Source organism: Dactylosporangium sp. NPDC051485, assembly GCF_040682015.1.
Taxonomy (GTDB): Bacteria; Actinomycetota; Actinomycetes; order Mycobacteriales; family Micromonosporaceae; genus Dactylosporangium.
On record NZ_JBFAZW010000028.1, the window covers coordinates 13431 to 32888 of the forward strand.

Annotated in this window: 20 protein-coding genes, 1 tRNA gene and 1 pseudogene; 11 read left to right on the top strand and 11 right to left on the bottom strand. The window is 71.2% G+C overall.

Annotated elements, in window-relative coordinates; genetic code table 11:
* Window positions 1–7: 7 nt before the first annotated feature.
* Together AB0M46_RS18125 and AB0M46_RS18130 are read right to left on the bottom strand one after the other, a co-directional pair.
* Entirely contained in the window at window positions 8–1537 is a 1530-nt protein-coding gene (locus tag AB0M46_RS18125) for an alkaline phosphatase D family protein (protein WP_363337284.1), read from the bottom strand.
* A gap of 57 nt (window positions 1538–1594) precedes the next feature.
* Entirely contained in the window at window positions 1595–2515 is a 921-nt protein-coding gene (locus tag AB0M46_RS18130) for a helix-turn-helix domain-containing protein (RefSeq protein WP_363337286.1), read from the bottom strand.
* 102 nt (window positions 2516–2617) lie between these two features.
* On the opposite strand from AB0M46_RS18130, the gene AB0M46_RS18135 reads away from it, so the two are divergent.
* The 3 genes from AB0M46_RS18135 (at window position 2618) to AB0M46_RS18145 (ending at window position 4903) form a co-directional block, all read left to right on the top strand.
* Window positions 2618–3610: a nitronate monooxygenase family protein gene (locus AB0M46_RS18135; protein ID WP_363337288.1), complete on the top strand. Its 993-nt coding sequence runs from the start codon at window positions 2618–2620 to the stop codon at window positions 3608–3610.
* A 321-nt stretch (window positions 3611–3931) separates the two neighbouring features.
* Entirely contained in the window at window positions 3932–4672 is a 741-nt protein-coding gene (locus AB0M46_RS18140; RefSeq protein ID WP_363337423.1) for a single-stranded DNA-binding protein, read from the top strand.
* A 155-nt stretch (window positions 4673–4827) separates the two neighbouring features.
* A tRNA-Arg gene (locus tag AB0M46_RS18145) sits at window positions 4828–4903 on the top strand.
* A 490-nt stretch (window positions 4904–5393) separates the two neighbouring features.
* Here AB0M46_RS18145 and AB0M46_RS18150 read toward each other — a convergent pair.
* A complete protein-coding gene (locus AB0M46_RS18150) occupies window positions 5394–6752 on the bottom strand; it encodes an MFS transporter (RefSeq protein ID WP_363337290.1) in 1359 nt (452 codons plus the stop codon).
* Between the two features lie 59 nt (window positions 6753–6811).
* On the opposite strand from AB0M46_RS18150, the gene AB0M46_RS18155 reads away from it, so the two are divergent.
* Complete coding sequence (locus AB0M46_RS18155) at window positions 6812–7168, top strand: MerR family transcriptional regulator (protein ID WP_363337291.1); 357 nt, start codon at window positions 6812–6814, stop codon at window positions 7166–7168.
* A 7-nt stretch (window positions 7169–7175) separates the two neighbouring features.
* On the opposite strand, the gene AB0M46_RS18160 is transcribed toward AB0M46_RS18155, so the two are convergent.
* Window positions 7176–7757: a hypothetical protein gene (locus tag AB0M46_RS18160; protein ID WP_363337293.1), complete on the bottom strand. Its 582-nt coding sequence runs from the start codon at window positions 7755–7757 to the stop codon at window positions 7176–7178.
* A 145-nt stretch (window positions 7758–7902) separates the two neighbouring features.
* On the opposite strand from AB0M46_RS18160, the gene AB0M46_RS18165 reads away from it, so the two are divergent.
* Window positions 7903–8442 (top strand): GNAT family N-acetyltransferase, encoded by a 540-nt coding sequence (locus tag AB0M46_RS18165; RefSeq protein ID WP_363337295.1) that lies wholly within the window; start codon window positions 7903–7905, stop codon window positions 8440–8442.
* A gap of 110 nt (window positions 8443–8552) precedes the next feature.
* Here the strand turns inward: AB0M46_RS18165 and AB0M46_RS18170 are convergent, their stop codons facing one another.
* On the bottom strand, window positions 8553–9401 hold the full coding sequence (locus AB0M46_RS18170) for an oxidoreductase (RefSeq protein WP_363337297.1): 849 nt from the start codon (window positions 9399–9401) through the stop codon (window positions 8553–8555).
* Window positions 9402–9458: 57 nt separating this feature from the next.
* Between AB0M46_RS18170 and AB0M46_RS18175 the strand changes: the two genes are divergently transcribed.
* The gene (locus tag AB0M46_RS18175; protein ID WP_363337298.1) at window positions 9459–10418 is read left to right on the top strand and encodes a LysR family transcriptional regulator; all 960 of its coding nucleotides are present in this window, start codon (window positions 9459–9461) and stop codon (window positions 10416–10418) included.
* 54 nt (window positions 10419–10472) lie between these two features.
* Here the strand turns inward: AB0M46_RS18175 and AB0M46_RS18180 are convergent, their stop codons facing one another.
* On the bottom strand, window positions 10473–11654 hold the full coding sequence (locus AB0M46_RS18180) for a serine hydrolase domain-containing protein (protein WP_363337300.1): 1182 nt from the start codon (window positions 11652–11654) through the stop codon (window positions 10473–10475).
* 111 nt (window positions 11655–11765) lie between these two features.
* On the opposite strand from AB0M46_RS18180, the gene AB0M46_RS18185 reads away from it, so the two are divergent.
* The 3 genes from AB0M46_RS18185 to AB0M46_RS18195 all read left to right on the top strand — a co-directional run bounded on the left by AB0M46_RS18185 (window position 11766) and on the right by AB0M46_RS18195 (window position 14731).
* The gene (locus tag AB0M46_RS18185; RefSeq protein WP_363337302.1) at window positions 11766–12920 is read left to right on the top strand and encodes a histidine kinase; all 1155 of its coding nucleotides are present in this window, start codon (window positions 11766–11768) and stop codon (window positions 12918–12920) included.
* Window positions 12908–13549, top strand: coding sequence for a response regulator transcription factor (locus tag AB0M46_RS18190; RefSeq protein ID WP_363337304.1), 642 nt, complete (start codon window positions 12908–12910; stop codon window positions 13547–13549). Before AB0M46_RS18185 ends, AB0M46_RS18190 begins: the two co-directional genes overlap by 13 nt.
* 93 nt (window positions 13550–13642) lie before the next feature.
* Complete coding sequence (locus tag AB0M46_RS18195; RefSeq protein WP_363337306.1) at window positions 13643–14731, top strand: hypothetical protein; 1089 nt, start codon at window positions 13643–13645, stop codon at window positions 14729–14731.
* Window positions 14732–14880: 149 nt separating this feature from the next.
* Here the strand turns inward: AB0M46_RS18195 and AB0M46_RS18200 are convergent, their stop codons facing one another.
* Window positions 14881–15711: a hypothetical protein gene (locus AB0M46_RS18200; RefSeq protein ID WP_363337308.1), complete on the bottom strand. Its 831-nt coding sequence runs from the start codon at window positions 15709–15711 to the stop codon at window positions 14881–14883.
* A 211-nt stretch (window positions 15712–15922) separates the two neighbouring features.
* Window positions 15923–16216: a DUF4287 domain-containing protein gene (locus AB0M46_RS18205; protein WP_363337310.1), complete on the bottom strand. Its 294-nt coding sequence runs from the start codon at window positions 16214–16216 to the stop codon at window positions 15923–15925.
* A gap of 28 nt (window positions 16217–16244) precedes the next feature.
* Between AB0M46_RS18205 and AB0M46_RS18210 the strand changes: the two genes are divergently transcribed.
* Together AB0M46_RS18210 and AB0M46_RS18215 are read left to right on the top strand one after the other, a co-directional pair.
* Entirely contained in the window at window positions 16245–16649 is a 405-nt protein-coding gene (locus AB0M46_RS18210) for a hypothetical protein (RefSeq protein WP_363337311.1), read from the top strand.
* A 32-nt stretch (window positions 16650–16681) separates the two neighbouring features.
* Window positions 16682–16942, top strand: a complete 261-nt coding sequence (locus AB0M46_RS18215) for a hypothetical protein (RefSeq protein WP_363337313.1) — start codon at window positions 16682–16684, stop codon at window positions 16940–16942.
* 91 nt (window positions 16943–17033) lie between these two features.
* Here the strand turns inward: AB0M46_RS18215 and AB0M46_RS18220 are convergent.
* From AB0M46_RS18220 to AB0M46_RS18230, 3 genes and pseudogenes are all read right to left on the bottom strand, one after another.
* Window positions 17034–17448 (bottom strand): annotated as a pseudogene (locus tag AB0M46_RS18220) (response regulator transcription factor); the annotation flags it as partial.
* Window positions 17449–17730: 282 nt separating this feature from the next.
* Entirely contained in the window at window positions 17731–18195 is a 465-nt protein-coding gene (locus tag AB0M46_RS18225) for a hypothetical protein (protein WP_363337315.1), read from the bottom strand.
* Between the two features lie 252 nt (window positions 18196–18447).
* Window positions 18448–19413 (bottom strand): cobalamin biosynthesis protein, encoded by a 966-nt coding sequence (locus AB0M46_RS18230; protein WP_363337317.1) that lies wholly within the window; start codon window positions 19411–19413, stop codon window positions 18448–18450.
* Window positions 19414–19458 lie beyond the last annotated feature (45 nt).

Consider the following 19458-nt stretch of genomic DNA (forward strand, 5'->3'; position numbering starts at 1 on the left):
TCTCCTCCTACAGGGCCTGGAGGCCGGGCTGGCCGTCGAGGATGGCGAACGACTTCAGGGTGGTGGCCGCGACGCCGTGCTCGGTCACCGAGCTCACGCCGCGGAAGTCCGCGGTGACCTGCGCCTGCGTGATGCGGGTGCGCACGTAGCCGCGGCGGTTGGAGTAGAACTTGATGTGCGGGTTGGTCGCCCCGTTGGGGATCGCCGTGGCCGCGGTGCCGTTGCCGCCCGAGGTGATCGAGGTGCAGACCAGCTCGCTGCCGATGACGGCAGAGCCGGTGTTGGCGTAGTCGGCCTTGAGGTTGTTGCCCCACGAGGCGTGCACGTCGCCGGTGAGCACCAGCGGGTTGCGCACGCCGCGGTCGACCCAGCCCTGCTGGATGCGCGAGCGCGAGGCCCGGTAGCCGTCCCAGGCGTCCATGTTGCCGGCGCCGGAGGCGTCGAACTGGCGGGCGAAGAACACCTGCTGGCCGATGATGTCCCAGTTGGCCAGGTGCTGGCCCAGGCCGTCGAGCAGCCAGGCCTCCTGCGCGGTGCCCGGCAGGCTGCGGCTGGCCAGGTCGGCGTCCGCGCAGACCTTCCAGCCGTCGCCGCACGCCTGGTCGTTGCGGAACTGGCGGGTGTCGAGCATGTGGAAGGTGGCCAGCTGGCCCCAGCGGACCCGGCGGTACAGCGGGATGCTGTTGCCGCTGGGCTTGTTCTCCGGGCGCAGTGGCATGTTCTCGTAGTACGCCTGGTAGGCCGCGGTGCGCCGGGCCGTCCACTGCGCGGTGGTCAGCGCCGGGCTGCTGTCGGCCCGCGTCATGTTGGCGTAGTTGTTCTCGACCTCGTGGTCGTCCGGGACGACCAGCCACGGCGCGATCTGGTGCGCCGCCTGCAGGTCCGGATCCGACTTGTACTGCGCGTAGCGCCGCCGGTAGTCGGCCAGCGAGACGATCTCCGAGGCGCCGGCGTGCTGGCGCAGCGCACCGGAGTTCGCGCCGCCCTCGTAGATGTAGTCGCCCAGGTGCAGGATGAGGTCCGGGGTGTCGTTGGCCATGCTGCGGTACGCGTTGTAGTAGCCCGACTCGTAGTGCGCGCACGAGGCGAAGGCCATGGTGAAGTCGCGGCCGAGAGTGCCCAGCGCCGGCGCGGTGCGGGTGCGCCCGACCGGCGAGATGTGGCCCTGCGCGCGGAAGCGGTAGTAGTACTCCGCGTCCGGCTGCAGCCCGCCGGCCACCACGTGCACCGAGTGGGCCTCGGCGTAGCGGGCGGTGACCGTGCCGGAGGCGACGAGCGTGGCGAAGCTGCTGGTGGCCGAGACCTGCCAGTCGACGGCGACGTCGGCATTGGCCATGCCACCCTGGCCATCGGCGTTGAGCGGCGAGGGGGCGAGCCGGGTCCAGAGCACGACGCTGCCGGCGTCGGGCTCGCCCGAGGCCACCCCGAGCTGGAACGGGAACGGTACGGCGGCGGAGGCACTGGTCAAGGGGGCTGCCACGGCCCCGGCGGCGGCGAGTCCACCGAGGACGAACGTGCGGCGGCTGAGCCTATTCATGGGGCATACCTTCGGGTTTGCGCATGAACACAGCGTGGCCGCCCGCTGTATAGACGTCTACGGATGCAATTGCGTTCTTGCGGATATGTTGAGGTTTCGCAGCTCGCTCGGAGTGCGGCCGAACGCCCGCCGGAACGCACGATGGAAGCTCGCCACGTTCACGAACCCGGCCTCGGTGGCGACGTCGATGACCCGCAGGTGGGACAGCGCCGGGTCGCGCAGGTCCCGCTCCGCCTTGGCCAGCCGCAGGCGGCGCACGGTGGCCGCGTACGACTCCGGGCGGCCGGCGAAGAGGCCGTGCAGGAGGCGCACGGACACGCCGAGCCTCCTCGCCGTGGCCGCGGGCGCCAGGTCGTCGTCGGCGAGATGGTCCTCGATGTCTTGGACTGCTGCCCGGTGGGTCCTTGGTGCCCGTACCGGATCCAGGATCGTTGGCTCCAATGCCACGCCCAGCATGCCCGCCGCGTGGAAGGCGAGCCGCTCGGGACGCCGGGCCGTGGGCACCGACTCCAGCGCCAGGCGCACCGCCGCCCCGACCCCGGCCCGCGTGTCCAGCGCCGCGGCGGTCGGCACCGGCCCGGGCAGCAGGTCCAGCGGCACGAAGAAGGACAGCTGCTGGAAGTCCCCGCCGAACTCGAACCGGAAGGGCGCGTCGGTGCCGACCAGGCCGAGCTCGCCCGGGTGCAGCAGGGTCACCCGGTCGCCCTGCGCCATCAGGCTGGTGCCACGAACCTGGAGGTTGGCGTAGTAGCCGCGCACCGGCGAGCGCTCGATGTCGGCCCGGGTCCGGCGCACGGTCTGCCGCTGGGAGGTGATCCGGGCCAGGTGCAGCGCGCCGAGTGGCCACTGGGTCACGTCGCCGGTGAAGCCGCCGCGCAGGTCCGACTCCGGCGTCAGCGCGAGGAAGGCGGCGCAGATCAGCTCCCGCCAATACGCGAACTGCTCCCTGGGTGCGGCCTCGCGCGTCGACCAGTGCACGGCTACACCCCTTCTGTCGGCTTGGCGTCCTTGCGCGCAATGCAACGTCCGGGTGCGCTACGGGCAACATGGTTTCATCGGGGTTCCGACACCGTGAGGTGCATGAGGACCCGTTTCACCGACGCGTTCGGCCTGTCCACGCCGATCGCCCAGGCCGGCATGGCGTTCGTCGGCATGACCCGCGACCTGGCCGTCGCCGTCAGCAACGCCGGCGCCCTGGGCTCGCTCGGCGCCGGGCTGATGCCCGCCCCCGCGCTCACCGAGACCATCGCCGGGATCCGAGCGGGCACCGACCGGCCGTTCAGCGTCAACCTCATCACCATCTTCGCCACCGACGAGCAGATCGACGCGGTGTGCGCGGCGGGCGTCGCGGCCGCCTCCTTCCACTGGGGCCACCCGCCGCGGGCCTGGATCGACCGCCTGCACGCCGCCGGCGTCAAGGTCTTCGAGCAGGTGGGCTCCGTCGACGCGGCCCGCCGCGCGATCGGGGACGGCGTCGACGGCGTGGTGGCGCAGGGGCTGGAGGCCGGCGGCCACAACGCCTCGACCCTTCCGTTGTTCGCCCTGGTACCGCTGGTTGCCGACGCGGTCGCCCCGGCGCTCGTGCTCGCCTCGGGCGGCATCGCCGACGGCCGCGGAATGGCCGCCGCGCTGATGCTCGGCGCGGACGGGGTCTGGGTCGGCACCCGGTTTGTGGCCACGGCCGAGTCGGCGGCGCACCAGGGGTACAAGGACCGTCTCGTCGCGGCGGGCGCCGAGGACACGGTCAGCACGTCGATCTTCGGCCTGGACACGCCGCAGTTCAACCCGATGCGCGTGCTGCGCAACCGGATCGTGCGGGAGTGGGCCGGGCGCGAGGCCGACATCCCGGACACCCCGCTGCCGGTCGTCGGCGAGACCGTGCTCGGCGGCCGGCGGGTGCCGATGCACCGCTTCTCCGACCTCGTGCCGATGCGCGGGGCGACCACCGGCGACCTGGAGGAGATGGCGCTGCTGGCCGGCCAGGGCGTGGGCCTGGTGACGTCGATCCTGCCCGCCGCCGAGGTGGTCGAGACGATGACCCGCGAGGCCTCGAAGCTGCTCGCCGTCGCCTAGGCCGCGCTTTTGTGGGCGGGGGCTCGCCGCCAGGGGGACCGCGGCTGCACGCGGAGGGTGAGGCCACGGGAGTTACGGCCCGGACCACCGCGGACATCGCGGTAGCTCGGAAATTTCTGAACTTGATCTTTCTTTCCACCCGCGGCGGGCTTTTGCGTTGTCGCAGGTCATCGGCCTGGGCGTAGCAGATCATCGGGGTTCGCGCGACCCCGTCCACAAGCACCGAGTTATCCACAGGTTCGGGGGTCGGGCCGAGCGGCGGGAGCGCCGTTTCGCGCAGGCTTCGTGCCGAGCGAAACCGAGCAGTGGAGGGAGCAGCAGGTGTTCGAGACCATGGTGACCATCGTCGGGAACGTGCTCAACGCGCCGGACTGTCGGCGGATCGTGGACAGCCAGGCGCTCGTGGCGCACTTCAAGGTGGCGTCGACGTCGCGGCGGTACGACCGGGCCGGAGAGCGGTGGATCGACGGGGACAGCCTGCGGGTGCGGGTGAACTGCTGGCGGCAGCTGGCCGAGAACGTCGCACGCAGCGTGCAGGTCGGGGATCCGGTGATCGTGACCGGCCGGCTGTACAGCCGCGACTGGGAGACCGAGGACCACGTGCGGCGGGTCAGCTACGAGCTCGACGCGCAGTCGGTGGGGCACGACCTGTCACGCGGGCGGGCGAAGTTCGCGCGGGTCAAGCCCCACACGCTGACGAGCGCGATCGACGACGAGCTGGCGGAGGCGCGCATCGGGGAGACGCCGACCGCGCCGGCCGACGAGATCAACGGGCTGCCGCGGCGGCGGGCCTACGACGAGGACCTCGGCGGGTACGTGACGATCGTCGAGGAGGACGACCCGTTCGCCGGCGACGTGCTGGCCGCGCTGGACGAGGCGGGGGCCGAGTTCGAGCGCACCGACGAGGAGCTGGCGGCCGAGCTCGAGGCCCTGGCCGCCGGGCAGGAACAGGACGAGCCGGAGGAGGCCGAGGACTCCTCGGACCCCGCGGAGGAGGAGGGAACCGTGCGCCCTCCGCGTGGCCGCAAGGGGCCGCGTAGCCGCGTCCCCGCGGGCGTCTGAGGACGGCGGCGGGCCGGCCGTCCGGGGCGATCAACGGCCGCCCGCCGCCAACCCGCTTGCCTGCCCACCCTACGGCGTGCTGTCCTTCATCACGGCAATCCGGCTCCCCGCAACCAATTCGGCCCGGGATGGCGGTAGCCTGTGCGACGACGTGCGCGCTCGTAGCTCAGTGGATAGAGCAGGGGACTTCTAATCCCAAGGTCGTAGGTTCGAGTCCTACCGGGCGCACCAGAATCCACCAGCGTTTCGCGCCGCCCGCCGCCCGCCGCCCGCCGCCCGTTCGTAGGCCCGGACAGGCGTGACAGCAACCGAGACAGCAACGCGTTCACGCCGGGCCGTCCTCGTCGGGGTCGCCGAGGGCCTGGTCCATCTCGCCAGCAGCCTCCTGCTGCATCGCTGGCAGGAGGTGCTCGCCACGGTTGTGCTGGCCTCGTTCGCATCGAGGGAGTCCGGTGTTCGGACGCTTGACCGGTGGAAGCGAGTTCACGACCATGATCCCGTGGATACGCCGCGATGGCTCGCCCGGGCCGGCTGGGTCGGCTGGCGAGGCGAGTTGGGCTGGGCCTTGATCGGCCTGGGCACCTTGGGCTCGTGTGTGCTGTGCGCCAGCCTCAGTTATGCATGGATGCCAGCGCAGGATGCCACTCCCGAGATGCTCGCCCAGACGGCCAAAGACGGTCATTACGCCGACATAGTGATAGCGATCGGTGCGGGGGTTGGGTTAGTGGCGGTCATCGTCGGCATCTGGTTGGTCGTCGTAAATCGTCGCCGCGGCCGCCGAGCTGGGTGATGGACTGCCCCCGCGCCCTCGTCGTTCCGTACTGCCGATCTGCCGTTGAGCCGGCGACGCCATCGATCCCCACGGTTCCGCGCTCGTGGCGGCTGTCCGGGTCTGCGTGAAGGCTGTGAGCAATCCGCCACGGAGGTACAACAGCAGCGCGGTCGCGTACGCGACCGCGCTGAGGAAGGCGACGCCGTAGAACCCGTGGAACGTGGTGAACAGGATGCCTGAGATGGCGCCGCCGATGCTCGCCGCTGTGTACAGCGCCGCGTTCGTCAGTGATGCGACCGCGCCGCGCGCGGTGGTGGTCAGCGACTGCATGACCGTCATGAGTACGGGAAACACGAATCCGCCCACCAGGAAGATCAGCACGAGCATGACCTCGGCCGTGGCCAGGTCCGGCGCGAACGGCAGCATGACACACAGCACCGCAAGGGCGCAGCCACCGACGAGTACCGAGCGGGACAGTCCGAGCCGCTTGGCGAGGCGGCTGCCGACGATCGATCCGATTGCGTTGCCCGCACCGAGCCCGATGATCGCGAGGCCGATCTGGGCCACCGAGAGTCCGAAGGCGAGGGTGTACCAGGTTCCGATGAAGGTGAATACGGTGTAGAGACCGACCCCGAATACGAGGTATCCGACCAGGTACCACCTCGCTCGCGGCACGCCGAGGACGCCACGATAGGAGGACAGGATGCCGCCGGTACCGTCCGCGGCCGCCGGTACCGATGGGAACCAAGCGACCACTGCCGCGGTGACGACCACCGACACGGCGCCGAGCACAACGAAGGGTAGGCGCCAACTCGTCGCGGCCAGGATGCTGCCGGTCGGTACGCCAACCACCTGGGCGATGGACAAGCCGGCCGCCCCGTACCCCATTGCGGACAGCACCCGCTCGGCCGGCACCACGGCGGGAATCGTCGCCCAGATCTGCGGCACGACGAGTGACGCCGCGATCCCGGCGAACGCCCGGAGCGCGACCATCGTCCAGAAGTTCGGCGCCAGCCCACAGGCCGCAGTACACAACGCGAAAGCGGCGAGACCCGCGATGATGACGGTCTTCCGGTTCGTCAGATCCGAGATTGGCCCGGCCACCAGCGCGAAAGCCGCATAGCCGATGGAGTAGGAACTGACCAGCCACCCGGACATCTCGGTGCTGACATGGTACTCGTGCGACAGCGTAGGCAGCAGCGGAGCGACGAGGAAGGTGTCAGTACCCACGACGAACGTGATGCTGAGGGCGAGGATCGAGACTCGGGTGACGACGCTCGGCGACGGGTTCGCGGATCTGGTCGGCATGTCCAGACGGTAAGCTTTGACACCAGTATCAAGGTCAAGCCAATGGACCGGGAGCGGACGTGATCATTGGTGAACTTGCCCAACGTACCGGTGTCAACACCTGGTCGCTCCGGCACTACGACCGAGCGGGTCTGCTCACCTCGATCCGAGGCCCGAACCGCTACCGCGACTTCCCGGACCGCGCCGTCCGCGAGGTCGTGCGGATCCGCTGCCTGATCAACGCAGGGTTCAACCTCGAAGAAGTCAGGGAGATCCTTCCCTTCATCGGCAGCGAAGGCCAACTCCAGCCGAGCGAGCCGCTGCGCCAGTTGGTCGACACCCGCCTGGGGGAAATAGAAGAGAAGCTCGCCGCACTGGAGAAGACCCGGCGGGTGCTGCGCACCGTATCGGATGACCTCCGACGTCGCTCAACCTGAGCCAGGTTCAGGTTTCCGGCTGTTCCTGCGATGCCGGGGCCGGCTCCGCCTGCGGTGTGCGACGACGTGGGACGAACGTCCCGGTCGTTGAGGTCCACGCCAGGTTGCCGCTGTAGACCGTGACCAGCACCCCGACGAGCCACGCCGCGAGGTATCCGGGCACCGGCACCTCGCCCCCGTCGAGGAAAAGCGGTTTCAGGCCCAGGACCAGTGCCAGGCCGGGAACCTCGCCGAACAGCAGCAGGTTGGGGTGCGACGATCGGGGAAACGGGAACGGGTACGGAACCTGCTGCCGGTACCTCTCCCACCCGAGCCCCTCGATCGTGGGTTCGAGCACGTCACGGATGTACTCGATGATGGTGGCGATCGCCGCGGCCTGCGCGGCGGATGCAGTGCACAGCAGGCAACTGCTGAACGGAACTATCAGCAGCCACGGCGCCCACGACACGTGCCAGAACGCGATGACGAACAAGGCGCCGGCGCTCAGCACCTGCAAGACAAAGATCTGCTGCTGAGCGACCGCGCGACGGTCGATCTCCCGTCGCAGCGCAGCGAACTCGGCCAATGGGCCAGCGAGGCGGTCCGGCATGCCCAAAGAGTAAGTCCGCCGTCAATGTCGAGCGGCCCCACGCCGGTCGAGCAGGCGCGGCGCGGCGGTTCGGGCTTGCGGATCTTGTGTCGAGCTCGTGGAAATCCGGTTACAGCGTCGTCCGGTCGGGTGCCAGGATGTCGCGATGACGCACACCATCAGAGCCGTTCGGGCCGAGGACTGGCCGTTGGCCAAGGAGATCCGGCTCGCCGCGCTGCGGGATCCGGCCGCGTCGATCGCCTTTCTCGAGACGTACGAGCGGGCCGCCGCGATGCCGGACGAGTTCTGGCAGGGGCGCGCGGCGGGTGCGGCCGAGGGGAAGACCGTGCGGCAGTTTGTCGGCGAGGACGCGGACGCGCGGTGGCTGGGAACCGTGACCGTGGTGGTCGAGCTGCCCGGCGTACAGGACTTCTTCGGCGACACGCCGCAGGTCGCGCAGACGCATGTCGTGGCGGTGTTCGTGCGGCCCGAGGCGCGTGGCAGCGGGCTTGCCGAGGCGCTCTTCCGGGCCGCGCTGGAGTGGTCGTGGGCGCTGCCGGAGCCGCACATCGAGCGCGTGCGGCTCTATGTGCACGAGGACAACGCGCGGGCCGAGGCGATGTACGAGAAGGTCGGATTCAAGCGGACCGGCGTCACCGTGTCGTCCGTGGCCGGACGTGAGGTCGAGCTCGCCATCCCACGCTAAGCCCCTCGCATCGCACCCGACCAGCAGTCACGCGGCGGTACCCAGTCGCCGGGAGGGCGCCGAGGCGCTTGAACGCCCGGCGCGGAGTGCATGCTGCGCGCACAGCCCGGTCAGTGCGTGACATCTTCCAGGTCCGTTGCCCGACTGAGCTTTTCCCATCGGGCCAGATCGGTGCGCAGCAGCTCATGGTGGGCTGCGATGAGGTCCACGGCATCGTTGCCAAGCGCAAGCCGCAGCGGCGGCTCAGGATGGTCGAGTACCTCCAGGATGGCGCGGGCGGCTCTGCCGGGATCACCCGGCTGGGTTCCGTGCATGGCATCGACCGCCGCTCGGGTGGGGCCGGTGGAGCCGGTGTAGGCGTCGATGATTCGGGAGCGGTGCATCCGACGGCCACCGAACTCGGTGCGGAATGCGCCCGGCTCGACTATCAACACTCGGATGCCGAAAGGCTTGACCTCGGCCGCCAGCGCCTCGGATAGGCCTTCGAGCGCGAACTTGGCCGCGCAGTACGCGCCGAAGCCGGGCATGCTCAGCTGCCCGCCCATTGAGCTCATCTGCACGATCGTTCCGCTGCCCTGGGCGCGAAGGTGAGGCAGCGCCGCCTTGGTCACCGCGACCGCGCCGAAGAACATCACCTCCATCAGCGCGCGAAGCTCGGCCAGTTCCAGCTCTTCGACGGCGCCGACGCTGCCATGCCCGGCATTGTTGACGACCACGTCGATACGACCGAACTCCGCAACTGTCTGCGCTATTGCGCCGGCCACCTGTCGTTCGTCCGTGACGTCCAGGGCCGCCGTTCGTAGTCGGTCGCCGCCGGCCCGGACGAGTTCGTCCAGCCGATGGGGATCACGGGCGGTAGCCATCACTGAGTCCCCGGCGGTCAACGCCGTCAGCGCCAGTTCCCGGCCGAAGCCGGCCGAACATCCCGTGATCAACCACACCCGTGCCGTCTGCCGCATGATTTTGCCCTTCCGGTGCCGTCCGACCGGTGACGACCGGTCTTCGCCAAGCCTTTCGTGACGCGTACGGCGACGGCCAACACAGCCTTCCGGCAGCGGCTACAGTTTCAGCCTGTGACAGTTGAGTTGCGTCAACTGCGCTACTTCGTGGCCGTGGCGGAGCATTTGAGCTTCACCCGCGCCGCCGCGCACCTGCACATCGCGCAGCAGTCGTTGTCACAGCAGATCGGCACGCTGGAACGCCGGCTCGGAATCCGGCTGCTCGACCGCGACACCCGCGGCACGCGCCTCACCCCGGCAGGAAAAGCGTTCCTTCCCGAGGCCCGCAACGTGCTGGCGCTCACCGAGGTCGCCATCGCGGTGGCGCACCGGGCCGCCACCGGCGAAGCCGGCCACCTCGAGCTGGCATTCCTGTCCTCCACCGCCAACTACATGCTGCCGCCCATCGTGCGCGCCATCCGGCAACAACTGCCCGGCGTCACGCTGGCCACCCATGACACGCCGATCGCTGAGCTGGTGGCCGGCCTGCGCGACGGGCGGTACGACGCAGCCCTCACCCGCCCGCCGCTCGTCCCTGATCTCCTCACCGCGACGATCACCACCGAGCCCGTCTGCGCCGTGCTGCCGGCAGGCCACCCGCTCGCCACCCGGGGCGACCTGCGCCTGGCGGAGCTGGCCGACGAAGACTGGGTGCTCACTCCGCGCGAATCCTGGCCGCCCTGGCACCAGAAGTACGACCAGGACTTCGCCGCCGCCGGCTTCGCGCCGCGGGTCGTTCAACGCGCGGCGGGCGTCTCCAATCTCCTCGGCCTCGTTGCCGCCGGTGTCGGAGTGACCCGGCTCGCGCGCTCCGCCAGGAGCATCCGCCGCAGCGGCGTCGCCTTCGTACCGATCACCGACGACCACGCAGACACCGTCATCGCATGGCATCCCGCGCGCACCGACCCGATCCACCGGCGCCTACAGTCCCTGGTCGCCGAGCTGGCCGCGCATACAGAACTCACCGATGGCGGATAGAACGTCGAAGCATGGCGCCCGGCGGGTGCCGGGCGCCATCGGTGGTTGCGCGGGTCAGGCGCGCCGGCACAGGGCGTGGCCGACCAGCGTGTCTGCCGCACGCTGCTGCCGCACGAAGTCGTCCTGCTCGTTGCCGAGCACGCTCGACACGGACAGCACCACGCTGCGCCGGCCGTCGGTGGTGACGCCGTTGTCGGTGATGTAGCCGGCATCGCCGCCCGGGTGGCTCCAGTAGGTGCCGCCGCAGGGCAGCGGGCGCTGGAACAGGCCGAGGCCGTAGCGGGCGCCGGGCATGATCTTCTCCAGCTCCGGGTCGACCGGGATGGTCCGGGTCATCTGGGCCAGCTGTGCCGGCCGTAGCAGCCGGCCGCCGAACAACCCGCGGAAGAACCGGTTGAGGTCGCGGGTGGTGGAGACGATCGCGCCCTCCGGGTCGATCACGACATGGTCGGTGACGTCGACCGGCGCGCCGGACTCGAATGGCTGGTAGGCGTGGGCGTACGGGCTTGGCATCGTCGGCGAGAGGCCCGGCCACGAGGTCTCGGTGAGGCCGAGCGGCTGGACGATGCGGCGGCGGACCTCCTCGAACCACGGCTGCCCGGTGGTCCGCTCGATGATCATGTCGAGCAGGATGTAGCCGGTGGTGCTGTAGCGCCACGCCGTGCCGGGGACGAAGTCCGGCTCGTGCCGCATGGCCCGGGCGACCAGTTGCTCGGGCGTGTCGACGTCGTAGCGGTGCTGGTAGAAGTCGGCCTCGGTGGAGTAGATGTCGGGGAAGTCGTCGTGGATGCCGCTGGTGTGCTGCAGGAGCTGCCGGATGGTGATGCGGCGCCCGTCGTTGCCGTTGCCGCGCACGACGCCGGGCAGCCGGCGCTCCACCGTGTCGTCGAGGGCGAGTCGGCCTTCGCCGATCAGCTGCAGGATGACCGTGGCCACGAACGTCTTGCCGGCGCTGGCGATGCGGAAGTGGCCGTCCACCGGCACCGGGCCGCCGGTGGTCAGGTCGGCGACGCCGCTGGTGGCGGTCTGGTCACGGCCGTCGGGCGTGACCAGGCGGGCCTGGGCGCCGGTGATGCCGAGCGTGTGGATCGCGTCGATGTCCTGTTGCAGACGGGGGACCTCCCGCAGGGGCGTGTCCGGTCGCGGGGAGCTGCCGGCGTAGGCCACCGTCACGGACGTCAGGACCGCCGCGACAGCGGTCAGCGTGAACGCGACTCGCAGGGTTGCAGATCTCATGGCGGAAACGGTAGGAACGCGCGGTGGCTGTTCCCCATACCGCTCAGTGCCGGAGAAACGGTACAGCGCACTGTAGTGCTGCCGTGCCGTACCGCCTGATATGACCTAGGCATGAGGCGGCGGTGGGTGCTGGCGGGACGCGGGGCGGCGTATCTCCTCGGCGCGTTGTGCACCGCCGTGGCGTCGGTCGTCGCATTGCCGTTGCTGTGCCACCCCACGCTGAGCGGGTCGTGGGCGCGGTGGCATCGCCGCCGTGCCGCCCGCCTGCGCGGGGCGCCGGTCGAGACGCAGCCGACCCGGCTGCGGCGGCTGCTGGGCTGGCTGCCGGTGCACGTGGCGGTCGCGGTGACGGCCGGCGCATTCGCGCTGCTGTGCCTGGGCAACCTCGTCTTCGCGGCCGCGGTGGTCGCGCTGTGGTGGGCGTTCCCCGCAGACGACCCGCCGAGCCTGCTCCTCGACGTGCCGGTGCACGGATGGGGCACGGCGGTGGCACTCGGCCTGGCACAGGTGACGGTCCTGGCGGCGCTGGCGTGGAGCCTCTTCCCGCCGCTGGCCGACGCACACGCCCGGGTCACGCTCGCCATGCTGGCACCGGCGCCGGCCGACCGGCTCGCCGAGCGGGTCGTGGTGCTGACCCGCACCCGGGCCGACGCGCTGGAGGCGCACGGCGCGGAGCTGCGCCGCATCGAGCGCGACCTGCACGACGGCACGCAGGCGCGGCTGGTGGCCATCGCCATGCGGCTGGCGGTGGCACGGCAAGAGCTGGCTGGCCGGCCGGACCCGCTGGACCGGTCGGACGCGGTTTCCGAGCTGCTGCGGGAGGCACACGAGGGCGCCGAGGAGGCCATGACCGAGCTGCGCGCGGTGATCCGGACCATCTATCCGCCGATCCTGGCCGACCACGGCCTGGCCGGGGCGCTGCAGATGATGGCCGTCCGCGGAGGCGTGCCGGTCGACGTGGACATGGGCGAGCTCGGCCAGGTCCCGGCGGCGGTGGAGGCGGTGGCGTACTTCGCGGTGACCGAGGCGCTCACCAACGTCGCCAAGCACAGCCACGCCGCCCGCGCCGCCGTCCGGGTGCGCCGGACCGGCGACCGGCTGTCCATCGCGGTCCGCGACGACGGGGTCGGCGGCGCCGGCGAGCACCACGGCACCGGGCTGACCGGCATCCGCCGGCGCGCCGAGGCGCTCGACGGCACCCTCGCCGTCGCCAGCCCGGCCGGCGGGCCGACCGAGATCACCGTGGATCTGCCGTGCGGGTGGTGATCGCCGAGGACAACGTCCTGCTGTCCACCGGGCTGGAGCTGCTGTTGCGCGTCAAGGGATTCGAGGTGGCGGCCGTCGCCGCCGATGTCGAGTCGTTCCTCGCCGCGGTGCGGACCCACCGCCCCGACGTCACGATCGTCGACGTCCGGCTGCCGCCGTCGTTCCGCGACGAGGGCATCCGCGCGGCGCTACAGGCCCGCCGCGACCATCCCGGCCTGCCGGTGCTGGTGCTGTCGCAGTACGTCGAGCCGGTCTACGCCTCGCAGCTGCTCGCCACCCCGAATGGGGTCGGCTACCTGCTCAAGGACCGGGTCAGCCGGGTCGACGAGTTCGCCGAGGCGCTCACCCGGGTCGCCTCCGGCGGCACCTCGCTCGACCCGGAGGTCGTCGCGCAACTCCTGGCCCACCGTGGCGACCCGATCGCCGCGCTCACCCGCCGGGAGCGCGAGATCCTCGCCCTCATGGCGCAAGGGCACGACAACGCCACCATCGGCGCGCGGCTGGTCATCACCGACAACGCCGTTCACAAGCACATCGGCAACATCTTCAGCAAACTCGGCCTGGCACCCACCGACAGCGGGCATCGCCGCGTCCTCGCCGTCCTCGCGTACCTCAACAGCAACGCGTGACCCGTCCAGGAGGCGTCGCCAATGTGACTGTGACCTTGGCTCCGCGCGTTGCACAGTATTGGCATTCATCGATCTAACTCGATTGGAGTGCCGATGACGCTTCGTCTCCGCCTGCTCGCTGCCGCCGCCAGCGCCATGGTGGCGGCAACGCTGCTGACCAGCGGCTCGCCGGCCGCGGCCGCCACCGCCGACCGGTTCGGGTTCGCCCTGGTCGACAACCCTACGGTGCCGGCCTGGACGGCGCTGAACCCGGGGTACCAGTACGGCAGCTGGGCCCCCGGCCCGGTCGCCACCGGTGCCAAGGTCGCCACCGGACGGTTCCTGGTCCGCTTCCCCAACGTCGCCTCGGGCACCGCCGGCAACGTCCACGTCACCGCGGTCGCCGCCGACGGCCGCTTCTGCGAGAGCGTCGGCTGGGGCAGTTCCGGCCTCGACGAACTTGTCGACGTGGCCTGCTTCAAGCCGGGCGGCGTCCCGGCCGACACGCCGTTCACGGTGCTGTGGACGGTGAGCTCGGGCGTCCTGCCGGCCGGCGTCGGCTCGTACTCCTCGGTCCGGGTCGTCTCCGGCGCCCTCGCCCAGTCGTACAACTCCACCGGCTCACCGGTCGTCGTCACCGGCCTGTCCCTCGGCGTGTACAGCGTCCGCTTCGCCGGCGTGGGCACCGCCGGCGTGCTGTCCGGCAACGTCCAGGTGACCGCCCAGCAGCCCAACGCCATGGCCCGCCGCTGCAAGATCCTGCGCTGGGGCATCTCGGGCACCGACGTGATCGTCTACGTCGCCTGCTTCGACCCTGCCACCGGCGCCCCGACCGCCAGCGACTTCACCGCGTCCTACCACCGCGAGCGCTCGGTCTACGCCTCGTTCGCCCCGCCGAAGTACTTCGGCTACCTGGCCACCCCGTTCCCCGGCACCCCGACCAACTACTCGTACCCGCTCGGCGTCGGCCCGAACGGCTGGAGCCCGTCCGGCACCGGCACGTACACGGTGAAGTTCCCCGTCCTGCACCAGAAGGCGACGACGTCCCACCTGACCGCCATCGGCGACGGCCCCGCCTACTGCACGATCGCCGCCGTGTGGCTCGCCGCCGGCAGCGACGCCGTCGTCCCGGTCGCCTGCTTCACCAACACGGGCGCCCCGGACAAGAGCGACTTCAGCATCGCGTTCGCCTCCAGCGTCTGACCCCGCACCACCAAGGCGCCGCGGGCCAGGCAAGGTCCGCGGCGCCGCAAAATTTTGAGAGCTACCGCGATGTCCGCCGTGGTCCGGACCGTAACTCCCGTGGCCTCACCCTCCGCCTGTGGTCGCGGTCCCCCTGGCGGCGTGGGCGTCTATCGGGCCGGGTTCCGCCGCGTCAGCAGCGACGGCAGGCCGCCCGGGACCTGTAGGAGGGGGAGGGCGGCGTCGAGCCAGGCCGGTTCCTCGGCGCAGAGGTGGTGGATCAGCTCGAAGCGGTGCTCCGGCAGGGCCGGGCGGTGGGCGATGACGGTGTGGCGGTGGCGGGTGTCCGGCAGGTGTCTGGTGTAGGAGATGCCGCGCTCGAAGCGTTCGGTGGTGTCGGCGGTGTGCGGGGTCAGGGTCGACAGGACCACGCCCAGCAGGTGCGGCCACGCGGTGAAGACTCGGTCCAGGTCCTCGGCCAGGATGTCGACCCGCGGGAATTCGGGCAGGGCGCCGGCGTCCTCGATCCAGACCCATACCGCGGTGGAGTCGCGGGTCTGCTTGGCCTTCAGCTCTACGGCGCGGATCAGGCGGCGGGTGGTCGCCGGGCCGGCCGGGTTCAGACCTCGCAGCTCCAGCAGGAGGTCGTTCAGGCGGATGTCGCCGATCGGGGGTTCCAGGATCGGGCGGGTCCCGGCCAGCAGCGCCTGGGTGGCCAGGCGGGCCTGAAGGGTGCCGTGGCGGTATTCGTCGCGGGTCGCGTTGCGGGACAGGTTGGCCCGCAGCTTCGAGATGCCCTGGACGCCTTGCTGTATCAGGATGCGCAGGCTGGCCCACAGCGTGACCAGCTCGACGAACGTCGCCGGCCAGGCCGGGCGCTCGGACGCCGGCCGGGCCTCGGCGCGGGCCCGCCAGCCCGGGCCGAAGAAGGCTTCCAGGTCGGCGGTGGCTCGGGCGGCCACTTCGCGGCCCTCGGCGGTCAGCACCCATCCAGCATTCACGAAAGCTTCGCGGCCGGCATATCGACAAACACCGACAAGACCTAGCTCTGGGGCGGGCGGTGCGGCAACCGCCAGGGAGACCGCGACCGTCCGCGGACGGTGAGGCCACGGGAGTTACGGTCTGGACCACGGCGGACATCGCGGTAGCTCTGAATATGCAATTGAGGCCGGCGCTCGCCACCCTGGCCGGGCGCCGGCGCTGCGATTGCGGTCACGCCTTCGGCCTGGAGCTCTTGCCGTCGAGCCAGAGCGTGTCGGACTCGTCGCGGTGGGTCCCGGTCGCGCCGACGTGCTTGGCGGAGATCCGCGGGCCATGCTTGATGACGTGCAGCAGCGCCATCGCGTGGCCGCGGCCGACGCCGTAGTCGTCGCGCAGCCAGTCCACCACCGGGGCGGCCTTGGTCGCGGGACCTTCGAGGCCGCGCTCGGCGGCGAGCACGAGCAGCTCACGGGGGGTCTTGCCGGTCTTGGTCTCCAGCGCGTCGAGGTAGGCCTGGAACGACATCGCGGTATCTCCTTCGTCAGGGGCGCGCGTGCGCCTTCACCCCTGCGTCGTACGACCCTCCGCCGTTTCGACAGCCCCCGCCGAAGAAGTTCTCGACGACCACCCGCTCGATCTCCATCGCCAGCGCCTCGATGTCGGCGGGGCGAGCCGATGGCTGTCGGCGCAGATCGCGACGTCGACCGCGTCGGGGCCGGCATCGAAGCTGATGTTGCGCACGGCGTCGAGGACGTCGACCTTGCGCGTCCAGCTGATCGTGCTGGGCCGCGGGTCCGTCGTCGGCGAAGGTGCTCCGGTCGTTCAGGATGATGTCTGCTCGACCGCGGCTGGCGCGGCGTCTGCTCGACCGTGCCGCTACCCGAACTCCGCGAAACAGACGTCCGCCGCTCGTGAGTTCCGGCCGGCGACCGAGCCTTCGTCGATCGTCATGCCGTGAACGATAGGAGGTTGATGCTATTTCTTGTGGTTATGGATGCTCGTCGCCGCGAGGACACCCGCAACGCCATCGGCGTGCTGACCCTGCTGTTCCAGGCGCCGCAGGACGCGGGTACGCGCAGCGGGTACCTGCAGCAGATGATCGGCGAGGAGGACACGGTCGCGGACGTGGGCCGGGCCTTCACCGGAATGACGAACCTGGCCGCCCTGATCCTGCTCGACCACGCCCGCACCACCGGCGAACCGGCCGTCGAGGTGCTGCAACGGATCGCGGCCGAGCTGGCGGGCGATTGATCGGGTACCCCGGCGTACGCAGATCTGGGTACCCGCCCGCTGCCGGCCGTCCGACGTGGTGCAGCGGTATGCGATGGTGCGGCGGGTTCGGCTACTCGACGGTGAGGCCGGCTCGGATGGCGAAGACCGCGAGCTGGGCCCTGTCCCGCGCGTTGAGCTTGAGCATCGCCCGGCCGACGTGGGTGCGGATCGTCGCCGGGCTGACCGCAAGCTCGGCGGCGGATCTCGTCGTTGGACCGCCCGGTAGCGACCCAGGCGACCACCTCCCGCTCCCGCTCGGTGAGCTGACCGACGGCGACCGGCGCGCCGCCGTCCCCACCGAACCGCGCGATGACCCGCCGGGTCACGGACGGGGACAGCAGTGCCTCACCGCCCGCCACGACCCGGATGGCCCGGATCAGCTCGGCCGGCTCGGCGTCCTTGAGCACAAACCCGGCGGCGCCGGCCTGCAGCGCCGTGAACACGTTCTCGTCGGCCTCGAACGTCGTGACGACCACGACCTTCGTCCTGCGCGCCGCCGAGTCGATCCCGGCCCGCGCGGTGTCAGTTACAGGCTGTGCGAGGGCCTGCTCCAGAAGGCGCGGAGGCAGCTCTGCGCTGCGCGGCGGGGGCGCGGGCCGGCTGATTGGGGTGCAGGTCGGCGTCGATGCTGCCGGCGTGAGCCTCGTCGGCGGTCCGGCCAGCAGGATGGCCCGCGGGCGACGGGCGCCGCCTGGGCGCGCGGCCGGCTGCGTGCCCGCCCGGCTGCGTGCCCGCCCGGCTGTTCAGCTGGGCCGGCGGGGCGTCGGTCAGAACGTGGCCTCGGGGGTGCGGGCCTGGGCCGGCGTGTACGGCTCCCAGATGCCTCGGCGCCGCACCAGCAGCTTCCGCGACAGCAGGTGGCGGTCGCCGGCGAAGAAGATCCGTTCCACGGCGCGCCGGACCTTGGCGAGGCCGGGCGGGGAGTGGGAGCCGGTGACGATGACGACGTCTCGTGCCGGGACCCCGACGACGAGTTCGCCGGGGACGGAGCGCTCCAGGCCGGCCCAGAGGCCCTCCGCCAGTAGGAGGGTGGAGGCGATGCCTTCGAAGGTGAGCATGAGCGCCGGTGGCTGGCCGTGGACGCCAACGGCACCGAGTCGTGCGTCGAGGTTGTAGGCGGCCTGTCGGCGCAGCATGCGGCGGGGAAGCTCCATGCGCTGCAGGTCGGCCCAGGTGACGAGCCGCTGACCGAACGGTGGCCCGTAGCTGTAGCCGACTCCCAGCCCACCCATGAACTCATCGAGCACAGGCGAATGCACATCGTCGCGACGGAACTCGCGAAGCGGTGCCAGAACGGGGAGGAGCGTGACCTGCACGACAGCAAACTAAGTCGGCGGCGGATAGGAGACAAGCTCTTGTTTTTGCGCCATCTGCTTGCTAGGCGATGCCAAAGGCCGTCGATGGTTCTGCCCTCCCTTCCTGCTGATTCGTCCTGTCGATGGGTTCGTTACTCGGCGTGGTGAAGGCGCCTGTCCGGGGCAGGCCTACCGTTTTCGGCGGCACCGGGCGATGAGCAGGCGGGCGCCGGCGGCCAGCACCGCCGCGGCGGTGCCGACCGCGAGCGAGAGCGTGGCGGCGCGGCGCACGTCGGCCGGGGCCGGCGGAGCGCCGTCACCCAGGTGCGGACGCTCCTCGACCCGCGAGCCGTAGACGTTGCGACCGCCGAGCCGGATGCCCAGCGCGCCGGCCGCGGCCGCCTCGCACTGGCCCGAGTTCGGGCTCGGGTGACGGGAACCGTCGCGCAGCCAGATCCGCAGCGCCTCGGACGGGCGGCCGCCGACGAGCGGGGCCGCGGCGACCGTGAGTGCGGCGGTGAACCGCGACGGGGCGAGGTTGGCCGCGTCGTCGAGGCGGGCGCTGGCCGTGCCGAACCTGCGGTACCGATCCGATCTGTGCCCGACCATGGCGTCGAGCGTGTTGATCGCGCGGTATCCGACGATGCCGGGCACGCCCGCCACGGCCGCCCAGAACAGCGGGGCGACAACGGCGTCGGAGGTGTTCTCGGCCAGCGACTCCACGGTGGCGCGGGCCAGCTCGGGGGCCTCCAGCGTGGCCGGGTCGCGGCCGCACAGGTTGGGCAGCTGGTCGCGGGCCCCGGGCAGGTCGCCCGCGGCCAGGCGGCCGGCCATGACGCGTCCCTCGCGGGCGAGGCTCGTGCCACCCAGCGCGGACCAGGTCGCGGCGGCCATCAGGGCGGTGCGGGCCACGGGATGGCGCCGGGTGAGCCACGCGCAGGCGGCCGCCGCGGCCACGGGCGCCCCGACGGCGACCGCGGCAAACCGGGCGCCGGCCCGGCGGTCGTCGGCATACAGGCGCCGCTCCAGGCCGCCGGCGAACCGGCCGAACCCGGCCACCGGGTGCCACCTGCGCGGATCGCCGAAGATCGCGTCGAGTGCGGCACCCAGCAGGATGCCGGTGGCGTCCGCTCGCGTGCCAGCCGAGAGATTCATGCGGCGAACGTACCGGGGGGGTTGTGACAGTTTCGGGGCGGGTGG